General features: G+C 58.8%; 10 protein-coding genes. 2 read left to right on the forward strand and 8 right to left on the reverse strand.

The genetic code is table 11. The features are described from left to right. The first annotated feature begins 99 nt into the window (after positions 1-99). Together M2427_RS19425 and M2427_RS19430 are read left to right on the forward strand one after the other, a co-directional pair. Positions 100-1,647 carry a murein L,D-transpeptidase family protein gene (locus M2427_RS19425; protein WP_280708154.1) on the forward strand — a complete coding sequence of 516 codons (1,548 nt, stop codon included), beginning with the start codon at positions 100-102 and terminating at the stop codon, positions 1,645-1,647. A gap of 691 nt (positions 1,648-2,338) precedes the next feature. After that, on the forward strand, positions 2,339-3,154 hold the full coding sequence (locus tag M2427_RS19430) for a hypothetical protein (RefSeq protein ID WP_280708155.1): 816 nt from the start codon (positions 2,339-2,341) through the stop codon (positions 3,152-3,154). On the opposite strand, the gene M2427_RS19435 is transcribed toward M2427_RS19430, so the two are convergent. From M2427_RS19435 to M2427_RS19470, 8 genes are all read right to left on the reverse strand, one after another. Continuing rightward, entirely contained in the window at positions 3,155-4,132 is a 978-nt protein-coding gene (locus M2427_RS19435) for a hypothetical protein (RefSeq protein WP_280708156.1), read from the reverse strand. It abuts the gene before it with no gap. Further along, on the reverse strand, positions 4,116-5,243 hold the full coding sequence (locus M2427_RS19440) for a TauD/TfdA family dioxygenase (RefSeq protein WP_280708158.1): 1,128 nt from the start codon (positions 5,241-5,243) through the stop codon (positions 4,116-4,118). Before M2427_RS19440 ends, M2427_RS19435 begins: the two co-directional genes overlap by 17 nt. Positions 5,244-5,285: 42 nt before the next feature. Further along, complete coding sequence (locus M2427_RS19445) at positions 5,286-7,139, reverse strand: alpha/beta fold hydrolase (RefSeq protein WP_280708159.1); 1,854 nt, start codon at positions 7,137-7,139, stop codon at positions 5,286-5,288. Positions 7,140-8,190: 1,051 nt separating this feature from the next. Continuing rightward, complete coding sequence (locus M2427_RS19450) at positions 8,191-8,886, reverse strand: ABC transporter ATP-binding protein (protein WP_280708160.1); 696 nt, start codon at positions 8,884-8,886, stop codon at positions 8,191-8,193. Beyond that, positions 8,879-9,610: an ABC transporter ATP-binding protein gene (locus M2427_RS19455; protein WP_280708161.1), complete on the reverse strand. Its 732-nt coding sequence runs from the start codon at positions 9,608-9,610 to the stop codon at positions 8,879-8,881. Before M2427_RS19455 ends, M2427_RS19450 begins: the two co-directional genes overlap by 8 nt. Further along, entirely contained in the window at positions 9,600-10,715 is a 1,116-nt protein-coding gene (locus M2427_RS19460; protein ID WP_280708162.1) for a branched-chain amino acid ABC transporter permease, read from the reverse strand. The genes M2427_RS19455 and M2427_RS19460 overlap by 11 nt, the downstream gene beginning before the upstream one ends. Positions 10,716-10,777: 62 nt before the next feature. Then, positions 10,778-11,992: a substrate-binding protein gene (locus M2427_RS19465; protein ID WP_280708164.1), complete on the reverse strand. Its 1,215-nt coding sequence runs from the start codon at positions 11,990-11,992 to the stop codon at positions 10,778-10,780. A gap of 4 nt (positions 11,993-11,996) precedes the next feature. Further along, positions 11,997-12,854: a branched-chain amino acid ABC transporter permease gene (locus tag M2427_RS19470; RefSeq protein ID WP_280708165.1), complete on the reverse strand. Its 858-nt coding sequence runs from the start codon at positions 12,852-12,854 to the stop codon at positions 11,997-11,999. Positions 12,855-12,859 lie beyond the last annotated feature (5 nt).

Here is a 12,859-nt window from a genome sequence, read left to right on the forward strand (position 1 = left end):
GCTGCTGGGGCTTGGTCTGAAAACGTCCGGATTTCCGGTCAGGCCATGCTCCAAAATTCGGGGTTCGCGCTCTCTGCCCGGCACGTTGTGGGGTCCATCTTGAATTCTCGTTCGCTTGCTCGCGTGCTCCTGGCTTCGGTTGCGCTTGCCGCCAGCATTGTGCTGGCCGGCTGCGATACCGATCAGGTGTCGCTGGCGACCAACGCCAAGGCCAACCAGCCGGTCCCGCCCAAGCTCATCGCCGCGATGGGCGAGAAGGACATGGATCTGAACTCGCCAATCCTGGTTCGCCTGTTCAAGCAGGAGGCCGAGCTCGAGATCTGGAAGCAGACCCGCTCCGGCCAGTTCGCGCTGCTCAAGACCTATCCGATCTGCCGCTGGTCGGGCGACCTCGGTCCGAAGGTGCGCGAAGGCGACCGCCAGGCGCCGGAGGGATTCTACTCGATCAATCCGAGCCAGATGAATCCGCAATCGGCCTATTACCTCTCGTTCAACACCGGCTTCCCCAACGCGTTCGACAAGGCGCTCGGCCGCACCGGTTCGCAGCTGATGGTGCACGGCGATTGCTCGTCGCGCGGCTGCTACGCGATGACGGACGAGCAGATCGCCGAGATCTATTCGCTCGGCCGCGAATCCTTCTTCGGCGGCCAGAAGGCATTCCAGTTCCAAGCCTATCCGTTCCGGATGACGCCGGTGAACATGGCCAAGCACCGCAACAATCCGAACATGGCCTTCTGGAAGATGATCAAGGAAGGCTATGATCATTTCGAGGTGACGCGGCAGGAGCCGAAGGTCGACTTCTGCGAGAAGAAGTACGTGTTCGACGCAGCCAAGGCACCCGATGCCAAGCGCGATCCCGTGTTCGACGCCTCCGCCAAGTGCCCGGCCTATGTGATCCCCGAGGACATCGCCAGCGCCGTCGCCGAAAAGCAGCAGCGTGACGAGGCCGAGTACGCCAAGCTCGTTGCCCGCGGCACGCCGGTGGCGCGCATGAACACCGGCATCGACGGCGGCATGAACAAGGTGTTCGCGTCCAAGATTCCGGAAGGCTCGACCGGCCTGTCGGAAGGCGCCGAAGGCAATACGCTGCAGATGCTGGCGATGTCGAAGGCACCGGGCACCATTCCCGGCACTGTCAACCCGCCGAAGCCGAACTTTGAGCCTGTCGCCGCCGCCCCGCAGGAAGAGCCGGTCGTCGCGGTGAGCGCACCCGCGACCAACACCCGCGTCGCCTCGGCGGCTGCGCCTGAGAAGTCCGGCGGCTTCTTCTCCAATCTCGGCCGCAAGATGGGCCTCGGCACCGCCGACACCACGGCGACCACGCCGCCGCCGCAAGCGACCGCGTCGGTGACCCCGGCACCTGCGACCACGACGCCGGCGACCGCCGCTTCCAGGCTAAAGGCCGCGGTGACCCGCTTCGTGCCAGGCCACGACAAGTCCAAGGACAGCACTGTTGCAGCCACCAAGGCTGCCGAGCCTGCTGCCAAGCCTGCCGAAACCAGGGTCGCCGCAACCCGTCCCGCGCTGAAGCCGTCGATCAACGATGGTGCGGCTGAGGGCACGAGCAGCGGCGGCGGCCAGCTCGCCGGCGCTGCGCCAGTGATGTCGTCGAACTCGTTCGACAGCCGATTCAGCGCGATGAAGTAAGAGCGGCAGTCTGCTACACTTCTACACCGACACAGACAGCTGTGGTGGATTGATCCAGCGAGCGCTGATTTCTGTGGTTAAGCTCTCCCGTGAATGCCAAACTGGGGACGAAGGCGGCACAATAACTTCAGTATACCGCTGAAGCATAGAATAGCGGTGTCCCTAAGCGATGAAGCGCTTGCCCAGTGCCGGGATGGCAGCAATGAAAATCGTTGGGGAAGCCCAACCCGAACTGCCATTGACCAGATCGAATAGGTGGGACGACCTTCCGAGCGCCAAAGTAAAGCGTCCTAAGAAGAGCGATCCTTTTTCCTGGGCTTACACCTACACCGGATATTCGGTGGATTTTGCCATCCAAGCCCTCCTGCGACTTGGAGTCACCAGGAAGGCGATGGTGCTCGATCCCTTCGTGGGGTCGGGGACTTCGCTACTCGCCTGTTCCTTACTCGGGTGCGGCGGTCACGGGGTTGATATCAGCCCCTTTTCCCTTCTGCTAAGTCGCTCTCGAATCGCATGGAGGCCTGATGAACGATTGGTATTCAAATACTTGAAGACCAAGTCTTCGACACACGAGGACCGACATTCGTCCAAGGATGTACTTCGACCCAACGATGCTTCGTACGTAGAAGGCGTCGTTCAAGCAATATGCAAAGGCCGAAGTGTTACGCCACAAACTCTATGGCGGAAGCTGATGAACGATACAACCGGTCGGTTCGACTCGGAGGTTGTTGCCCTTCTTAGCATGGCTCTCGGAGCCAGAGATTCGACCCGACTTGAGAAGGGCAGCAATCCCATTTGGTATCGAAGGGTCGAAAGTCAAACTGAATCGTCCCAGGCCTCTTTAAGAATTTCCGCGGCCAATTGGGCGAAAACGATCTCACACGATCTACTGAGCGCGCCCGAAGCAGGTCGCAAAGATATCACGATTCAACAACACGATTTCACAACGCTCAAGACAACGAAGCGATATGACCTTTGCTTGACCTCGCCGCCCTATATGAACCGGCTTGACTACGTCGTTGCTCATCTTCCGGAATTATCCGTCCTACAACACCTGATTCCGTTCAATCTTGATCAACTTAGGAGCGACATGATCGGAACAACAAGGGCAGTCAGAAAGTATCACACGGAACAAACAGAGGGTTGGGGCGACCGTTGTAGAGAAACGCTAAACAGCATTTACAATCATGCGAGTTATGCCTCGCAACGATACTACTATCACATACATGCGGACTATTTCCGGCGGCTTTCGGCGACGATCCTTCAGTTGGCGCGATTGATGAAAGATCGAGCCGAAGGCATCGTTGTCCTTCAAGATTCCTTTTATAAGGACATCAAGATTCCAACCCCACAGATCTGCGCCGAAATGCTGAACAATGCTGGCTTTGAGTCGAGCATCGTTCGAACCACCTCTGTAAAAGCTCATATGGGTAGATTGAGTCCAGCGCAGACACTGTATGCGCCAGAAAAAATACTCGGCGAATCGGTGGTGTATTTTTCTCGCTAGCTAGTAGAAGCGCTTCCTAAGATCCGGCTCGCGCAGAGATCGCCAAGCCACATCGTGAAACGCACGGCAAAACACTGAATTTGGGCACGGCTGGCCCGCCTCAATCCGCGTGCTCGGAACTGCTTTCTCAACCGATTGGCAGTGCGGCTGCGCACGATCACAGATTTCTCTGCCTATTTGCCACTCGATAGTATTCAGTTCAGGGATCGAAATTGCGGCATAAAACGATGTGAGCGATAGCGCATCGCTAACCGCCTGACGCAACAACTTAACAAGCCTTGGCCTGGGATAGGAGTCTGCTTGCAGCAAGCTTAGAGTCGCCGCATGCACGGGGACCACGCGTCCGGTGCGGAGGTAAAGCCGCATTATGTGGTAATCGATAGCGGGAGCAATATCGCTCTCGTCGTCAAAGGACGCCACATCCTCCCGCACCAACTCGTGTATCAGCACGTTAGATTTTTTTCGCAAGGGATCTTCACGAAACGCTATAAAGCCGTCAAGCAACGACAGGAGTCCGCCTTCACCGTAAAGACGGCCTTTCGTCGCAGCAATCAAGTTGGCAGGATCATTGTGATATCGAGCGACAATAACAGCCCCAACATCTCTTAGTAGATTGGCTCGCTCAGTCGCGCGAATGCGCTCAGGCCTATGATAGCCAGCCAAGAGCTCCGAGATCGTGCGAGAGCTTATTGATGAGAGCGCAATGCCATCGATAGATTTGGTCTCAAAGTACGCCTGCATTCGACGGCTTAGAAAGTCCCAGTTCATTTGATGGCAAATGGCCGCGAGTGAAATCAGGAACAATAAAGGCTTCTCGCCAGAAGCCGTCTCCCTGGTCGAACAACGCACCGACCGGATCACATCCGCGGAAACTTTGCACGCTAGTTCGTCTACAGCAAACAAGCGCGGGCTGCTCAGGAGCCGATCAAATGAGAGCTGCGCCTGTGACCCGGCCTTTGGATTAGCTAATCCTGACATTTTCTCCACTCACCGGGTCGAAATGCCAATCACCGATCAATCGCTCGGCCCCAAATCGTTCAGGGTAGATTGAGGCATATCTCTCCATGATGTGCATGCCTGGAACATGTTTGTAGCTCGCATGCTCCGGTGCACTCATGAACCATTTGCGAGCCAACACCCTGGTGTTGAAGCGATCGTCGCCATTGATAAAGGGCGTTCTGCCGTGGACCACCCAGTGATTTCGCGCGATACAACCAGAGCCTTTCCGATCAAGATGGACGAAGCTCGTGCCAGCCGAGAAGGGCTGAACGTGGGCCATAAGGAACGCTCTAGCTCGATCGAGTTCTGGACAATTTTCTCTCCAGGTAATCCTGTACTCTCCAGTTTGAACGCGAAAGAAGTTTTGCGGTCTCCCATGCTCGTTCATGAACAACACCGGACTGGTCACTCTTATTGCTCCTTTCCCACGCGGTCGCAGAGCCGTGATGGCGTCAGGAAGAAACAAACTATCAAACGCCTCTGCGTCCAGACGGGCTAAGAGCAATGACAAAGCAATCATATTGGAGAAATACGTATAGCCGCCCCAGAGTGGCGGAGCGTCGGCGTGCAAAATAAATGCCTCGACAGCACCAGCGTAGCCGAGCCCATCATTATGCGCATCGAACATTTCCGATGTTTCGGCTTGCTCACGGTACCCGGTGGTTCCATCCCGAGTTTCGAGGTCGTATATCTTCAATGTTCCGTCCGGCTCCCCAAAACGAGCGATCGCTTCCTGGTGCTTTTCCATTGGATGTTCGACCGGATGTTTTAGAGGCAGCACGTCCTCCAACTGCTTTGCGATTTCGAGGAGCGGGTGTGATGTACTGCTCTCTGCATCAGGGTTCAGCACAATGTAGTGCGCCACGCCAGGCAACCCGTAAAACGATGACGCTATAGCAGCGATTTCCTCCTTAGCTAGATTCCGATAGTCCCTAATGAGAGTGGGACGCAACGGGTACGTTAGCTGTCGAGTCAATTCTGGCACTTCATCAAGCGAATCCCAGCCGAGCGAGTCCAATGCGGCAGGCACAAATAACTCGCGCTGCTTTAGAAACTCAATTTCTTCCCTCGTTAAAGCCTCACCTGACATAGTCATCTCCGAGCAACCCAAGGCAAAAAACATGCACAACAACTAGTCTGCAATCAGAGGAACAAGAATCTCTTGGGGCACATTCATTAGCAGTCGCAGCTTCCGATCACAATCAGCAAGCGAGTAGGAGCGGCTCGACTCCCAACGCAGCCGTCTCTCCTCCAGTACCAGCACAGGCGGATGGCGTAGCTCGCCGATATTCTCGGCCCAGTTCGCGTTGTAGGCGCTCGCGAACTGTAACAAGCCAAGGAGTTCGGAGGGCCGCATTACGTGAATGTGATCGAGGAGCGAACCGCGAGCATTTTGATCACCCAGCATTGCTCGAACTAGAGTTGCGTGGTCGGGCGCGAGCGCAACAGCGCGATCAGGCGAGCCTCCCAGGTCGAGACGCCTCCAAACCTGAAGCAGGGATTCCAGTTTCTGGGCCCTGTTAGCGTACGACACATATCGAATTTGGCTGAATGCTTCTGAAGCGTGACTCGCCAGGTCTGCCGCCTCGCTCAGCCGACCCATCGCCCATTCAGAGTGAGAATTGACTAGTGTGAGCAACGCCTCGGCAAATGGCCGTAGCTCAGGTCCTATTGCAGGCGCCAGCGCTTCCTCATGCGAGACGCCAGTCATCGAACTGCAAATTGCAAGAGCATAGTGACAATGAGCTAGCTCAATCTGATGGGATAGAATCGTTGGCCTAAAGAACCGTCGCGCCTTCGAAATGGCTAACTTCGCTTGGTGATAGTTGCCACCGAACCTCAGCAAGTTGCCGAGTATGAAATGTGCCGTTCCTATCGCGTACGATGCACCCGCTTCGGATGGAACCTCATCGTCCGGCAACAACTGGAGCAGTTCATTCCCAAAGCCCAATGCGGCGTTCCGATCACCTCTCTTACGAGCAAACTCCATCTTTTCCGCAAGAATGAGGGGACGCAAACCCAGGACTCCTGCCTCGTGCTCAGAAATCCTATCAAATGCCGTAGACGAGTTCTCTCGAAACCGAAACAGTCTTGCGAGCGCCATCAAATAAGCACTCCAAATGAAAGCGGGAGAACTAGATTGGAAACGTTCAACTACCTGTCCAAAGAGCTCAATTGCTCGATCGCTCTCCGCCGTTTCGATCCAGCTTCGCCCTTTACTGGCGACGAGATGCGCCGCAGCGTATTCGTTCCCCTCGGCAATCGCCTGCGCAAGTTGCGTCAGCTCTTCGTTTCTATCGCGCAAGAATTCGATAGCAATTCGTCGAACAATCAAAAACGAAATATCATTGTCGGAAGCAGGCTTAACTACGTCAATATGGCCGCACCTTGGAATAACCTCACGACTTGCACCAGGCGGCCCGCTCGCGCTTTCGGTGGAAACGATCGCGTCCTGACCCGCAACAATGTACGTCGTGCGAACTTTTGATTCGCATTTCAACGTTATCCAGTCCCGCGCTACCAGCGTAGCGAAGTCGGAGTTGGTTTTGAGCTGACGTAGATGCGGATGTTCCGACGATAGAGCAGATGCGGCGCTTGCTAGTTCGGCCCCGGTATGCGGCGTTGCAAAGAACAAGACCGCAACTACTCTCAACGGACGAGACGCCTTCAACGCATCAATGAGATAGTGCTTTCCAACAAGACCGCCGAGGCTGTGAGTGACAAGAATAATCTTCTCGTAAGACCCATATTTATAATCGATCTCAGTACGGAGTGCGTCGGCGAGATCTTGGATTGGAAGAGAAATCCAACTTGAAACGAACGGAATCCGTAAGGCGCTAGTGGGGAACGTAAAGAAAGCTGTCTCAACAGAATCCCTGAGACTTTCATCCGCTTCGATCAAGGCTTTGAAAGCGCCCCACGTACCTTCACCGCCGCCAAGGCCATGCACGAAAAGCAGTAGTAGCTTTGGACGGACTTTGGACATCAATGATCAAGGAGGTTTATCGCAAAAAGCATGTATACATGGTGGCTATCCTTAATCTCGACCTTTGAGCAGTGTTTCAACGGGAAAAGGGCGAACAAAACGTGATTTTGCTTTCTAGGGCGCGGCTGGACGCGCGCGTGGCTCAGTCGGATATAGTCTCAGGTCGTGTAGCTCGTCGACTTTTGGCAACTGCCGCTTAAGTTATGAGGCTCGGCTTGCTGAGGGCGCGCAGATGTTCGAGATAGCTCCACCACTTGACGGTGCACTTCTCATGACGCCAACGACCTATTTCGCAGAACCGCGATAAGGTTCGTCGGAATTCTGCGTCGGGTGAAAGAGATAGTCGACAAGATATTGCAGAAGTGGAGATTGGCGTTAGCGGCTCTATGTCGGCGAGCGCGACACCCCTTGCTCAAGTTCAACCCCTTCGGATAAATAAAATTTCTCTTTACCCGAACCCCGAAACACCTTATGCTGCTCGCCATCTCATCCCTCCGGAAGGGGCGGGTCGCGATCGTCACGGTTCGTGGGGTGGGTTGCGGTGGACGCGGGCGGCGTTGGCGCCAGATGCGGTCGCAGGGCGGGTAGTCCCCGTGAGCGATACGCAGGCGCGGTACGACGGCGCTGCGCCCGGACAAGCCCGACAGGGCGAAGACGGGCGGTCCTGCGTACGGCAAAATCGTGTGGTCCTGGCGCCCGAATGCTGTGCGTCAAGTTCTTGCGGTGGTGCGCGTCGTCCAACCGGATGGCCGCATCGGCAAGCCGCAAGGCGACGGGGGCAATAGTGCATCGCTCCCCGCGGAGAGCGCGACATAAGCCGTCAAACCACTGCGCAGGGAAGGCCGGTTATCGGGCTGCACCTGTGTCTCCCCTGTGAGCGTCTACCTACGCATCATGCACAGGGGCTCGCGGGTGCCAGCCGGTACCCGGCCTTCCCTGCGCCCTTCCGATTCGAAGGGCGCGAAAGCGGAACAAAATCCGGGCGCAGAGCGTCGCGGGATCGCGATGTCATGGCTGTTTGACAATCGAATCGGAAACACGTGGCCCAACCCTACGGCGCCAGATACCGCATCAGCTCCGGATTGCCCCTCACCTCGCCTGCCTGCCCTTGCAGCGCGACGCGGCCGCGGTCGAGCACGTAGGCGTAATCGGCGACGCGCAGCGCGAGGTCGAGGTGCTGCTCGACGATGATGACGGCGATCTCTTTCGCAAGCGCGATCAGGCGCTCGGTGATCTCCTCGATCACGCCGATCCAGACGCCTTCGGTCGGCTCGTCCAGCAGCAGCAGTTTTGGATCCCCTAACATGGCGCGGCCGATGGCGAGCATCTTGCGCTCGCCGCCGGAGAGCGTGCCGGCGGGCTGGTCGAGGCGCTGGCCGAGTTTCGGGAAGATCGCCAGCACGCGGTCGACCGCAGTCGCATCCTTGTTAAAGAGCGAGCCGACCGCGAGATTGTCGCGCACCGACAGGCGCGCGAACACCGAATGCTCCTGCGGCACGTAGCCGATGCCGGCACGGACGCGTTCCTCGGGTCGCCGGCGGCTGATGTCGCGGCCGTCGAAGCCGACCTCGCCCTTCCACGCCGGCAGCTCGCCGACGATGGTCTTCATCAGCGTGGTCTTGCCGGCGCCGTTGCGCCCCAGCACGGCAACGCCGCCGCGCCAGGGGATGCCGAGGGTGACGTCGAACAGGACCTGGCTGCGGCCATAGCCGGCGTCGAGATGCTTGATGTCCAAAAATTCAGGCACGGCGCAGATAAATCTCCTGGACGGATGTGTTGGCCTGGATCTCCGGCACGGTGCCCGAGGCCAGCACCTTGCCCTGATCGAGCACGGTCAGACGATCACAGATGTCGCGGATGAAATCGAGGTCATGCTCGACGATGACGAGCGAGCAATGTTTTTTGATCGGCTGGAGCAATTCGCCGGTAACGCGGCGCTCCTCCAGGCTCATGCCGCCGGTCGGCTCATCCAGCAAGAGAAGTTTTGGCTTGCCCGCGAGCGCCATCGCGATCTCGAGCCATTGCTGCTGGCCATGCGAGAGCGCGGCCGCCGCATCGAAGGCGCGATCTGCAAGGCGGAACTGGGTCAGCATGGTCATGACCTGATCGTGCAGCACGCCCCGCGTGCGCGAGAACACGAGATCGAGCAGCGAGGACTGCGCCTGCAGCGCGAGCAGGATGTTGTCGTACAGCGTCAGCGACGGCAGCACCGACGTGATCTGGAATTTCAGACTCATGCCGGCGCGCGCCCGCTCGGTCGGCGTGAACGCGGTGATGTCGGTGTTGACGAAGCTCACCTTGCCTTGCGTCGGCACCTCGGCTCCGGCGATGCATTTCATCAACGTGCTCTTGCCGGAGCCGTTCGGGCCGATCAGGCCGTGGAACTCGTTCTCGCCGACGGTGAGTGCGGCGCCGTCGAGCGCGGTGAGCTTGCCGAAGATTTTTGAGATGCCTGCGGCTTCAAGGAGCATTGCGCTTCTCCTTGATCTTTTCCTTGCTCTTTTCCTGGCTCTTGGCACCAAAGCGACCGACCCGTTCGCGCTCGCCGAGGACAAGACTGATCAGGCCGAGTGGCCGGAACAAGATGACGAGCAGCAGCAACAGACCCAAAATGATCGGCCAGATGTCGCGATAATTATCCGACAGCCAGAAGCTGACACCCTCGACGATGACGGTGCCGATGACGGCGCCGATCAGCGTTCCGGAGCCGCCGAACAGCACGTAGAGCACCACCTGCGTCGAGACCACGACGCCGACCATGTTGGGCCAGACAAAGCCTTCGTGGAAGGCATAGAGGCTGCCGGCGAGGCCCGCGATGGCGCCGCCGATCGCGAAGATGATCGCCTTCAGATGCTGCACCTTGTAGCCGAAGAACGCGATGCGCTGCTCGTTCTCGCGCAGGCCCGCAAGCGCAAGGCCAAACTGCGAGCGCACCAGAAAGCGACAGAGCAGATACACGACGATGAGGATGCCGAGGACGAGGTAGTAGAACGCTGGCCCTTCCGAGAATTCGTAGCCACCTGATGTCATCGATGAAATCGAGGGAATGCCGTTCTGGCCGCCGAGATAATACCAGCCGCGCGCCAAGCGATCGGCGGCGTAGGAACCGGTCAGCGTGCCCAGCGACACGAAGATCACGCTGGAGGGATGCCGGCCCAGCAGCAGGAAGCCGCCGAGCAGCAGCGAGAAGGTGAGGCCGATGAGTGTCCCCGCCGGCAGCACCAGGAAGATATTGGTAATGTCGAGATCACGCGCGAGCAGCGCGACGCCATAGCCGGCCGAGCCGAAGAACAGGGCCTGGCCGAAGCTCATGATGCCGGCATAGCCCCAGACCAGATCGAACGACAGCGCGAACAGCGCGAGGATGACCACGCGCGTCGCGAACACCGTCAGATAATCCTGCAGCAGCAACGGCGCTACGAGCGCGGCGACCAGCACCACGCCCTCCACGATCGGCAGGATCTTTCGTCCGGCGACAGCCGGTGCCGTCGCGACGCGTTCAGCCATTGCGACGTCCATCTCCCCGCCGATCTCGGCGGGGATCGCCTGTTTCACTGCGCCCATAGTTTTCAGCATTTCGAATTAAAGTCCCTGTGGCGGGCACTGTACCTCTCCCCGGCGGGGAGAGGTGAAGGAGGCTAGCACTCCTTGGGATCGACGAGGCCGTCGCTGCGTCCGACGATCTCGTAATTCCCGCCCTTGGCGACCGCGGTGTACATCTTCATCTTGCAGTGCCGCTTGCCGGGCACCATTTCGGCCGGTCCGCCTGGACCTTCGGCGATCTTGGCGTGGTCGAGCGCGGCGGCAACCGAGTCGCGGTCGATCTTGCCGGCTTCCTTCACCGCCGCTTCCCACAGCTTGAGGCCGCGATAGGTGCCGGTCGCGGCGCTGCCGGCCGCGAACAGGAAGTTGCCGGGGAAATCCTTCTCGTAGGCAGCCTGGATCTTGGCGTCGAACGGGTTCTCCTTGGTCAGCACCTTGAAATAGTCGAGGCAGCTCGCAAGGCCCTCGATCTCGGCGGCCTGGTTGATGTTGAGCGTGTTCTCGTCATAGTAGACGCAGGCAAGACGCCCGCCATTCTTGAGGAAGCCAGCTTCATACAGCTGCTTGAAGAACGGACCGACGCCCGGCGGAATGACGGTGTTGAAGACGACGTCGACCTTGTTGGAGATGATGCGGTTGACGGTCGAGGAGAAGTCGATCTGGTCGAGCGGATAGTATTCCTCGAACACGACCTCGCCGCCGTTCTGCTCGATCACCTTGCGGGCGTAGACGTTGAGCGTATGCGGCCAGACATAGTTGGCGCTCGGCAGCGCGAACTTCTTGCCGCCGTTCTTGATCAGCCAGGGAATGAACTCGTCGCATTGCTGCGCCGGGGTCGGTCCGGTGCAGAACAGGTAAGGCGTGCACTCCTTGCCTTCGTAGAGCTGCGGATAGATGTAGAGCGTCTTGCCGCGCGCCACGATCGGATCCTTGATCGCATTGCGCATCGACGAAGTGATGCCGCCGAGCACCATGTCGACCTTGTCGCGCTGGATCAGCTTGCGCACGTTGCCGACGGCGACCGATTCGTTCGACGCGGTGTCCTCGATGTAGAGCTCGAGCGGACGGCCGAGCAGGCCGCCGGCCGTATTGATCTCCTTGATCACCATCTTGGCGACATTGGCATCGGCATTGCCGGCATAAGCGATCGGGCCGGTGAGGTCGGTCGCGATGCCGACCTTGATCGGAGCCTCGGCCGCATTGGCCCAGGGCGCGGGGATCACCCAGCTGCCGACGCCGGTCGCGACTGCACCGGACGCGAAGGCGAAATTGGACAGAAAGCGGCGACGCGAAAGTTGACTGTCGAACATATGACTAAACCCCTTTTCCAGCGATGAGGCCCTGCGGCCGGAATTTGATGAAAGCAATGGCGAGAACGAAGACGAGGACGTCGGCGACCACGGGCGCCATGACCCAGGGCAGCGCGGCACTGAGCGTGCCGATCACACCGGCGCCGGCGACGGGGCCGATGAAGGAACCGATACCGCCGACCATGACGGCGACGAAACCTTGGATCAGGAAGCGGATGCCGAGATCGGCGTAGAGGCTGAACACCGGCACGATCAGTGCGCCGGCGAGACCGGCAAGCGCTGATCCGAAGGCAAAGGTGGCGCCGTACATCAACGGCGTGGAAATGCCCGACGCACGCGCCAGCGACGGATTTTCCAGCGTGGCACGCATGCGCAAGCCGAAGCTGGTACGTGACAGCAGGAGATAGCAGGCGGCCATCACCAGCAGCGTGATGACGATGATGGTGAAGCGCCACGCCGAGATGTGCATGGTGCCGATATCGATCGAGCCGCCGATCGGCTCAGGCACGGTGAGATAGAAGCCGCCGATCAGGCCGCGCACGGCCTCGCGAATGATCAGGCCGAGCGCATAGGTGCCGAGCATGGCCACGATCGGCGCGGCATAGAAGCGGCGGATGATCAGCGCCTCCAGCACGAAGCCAAGCGCACCGACCACGAAGGGCGCCGCAACCATGCCGGCCCAGATCGGCAGGCCCTTGGCGTAGGCGAGATAGGTGATGTAGGCCCCGAGCAGGACGAACTCGCCCTGCGCGAAGTTGAAGATGCCCATCATGCTGGCGATGATCCCGAGCCCCAGCACGATCAGGACGATGATCGCGCCAAAGCTCAGAATCTCGAACGCCGCGACGAATGCGTTAGCCATGCGTT

Source organism: Bradyrhizobium sp. BR13661, assembly GCF_029892425.1.
GTDB lineage: Bacteria > Pseudomonadota > Alphaproteobacteria > Rhizobiales > Xanthobacteraceae > Bradyrhizobium.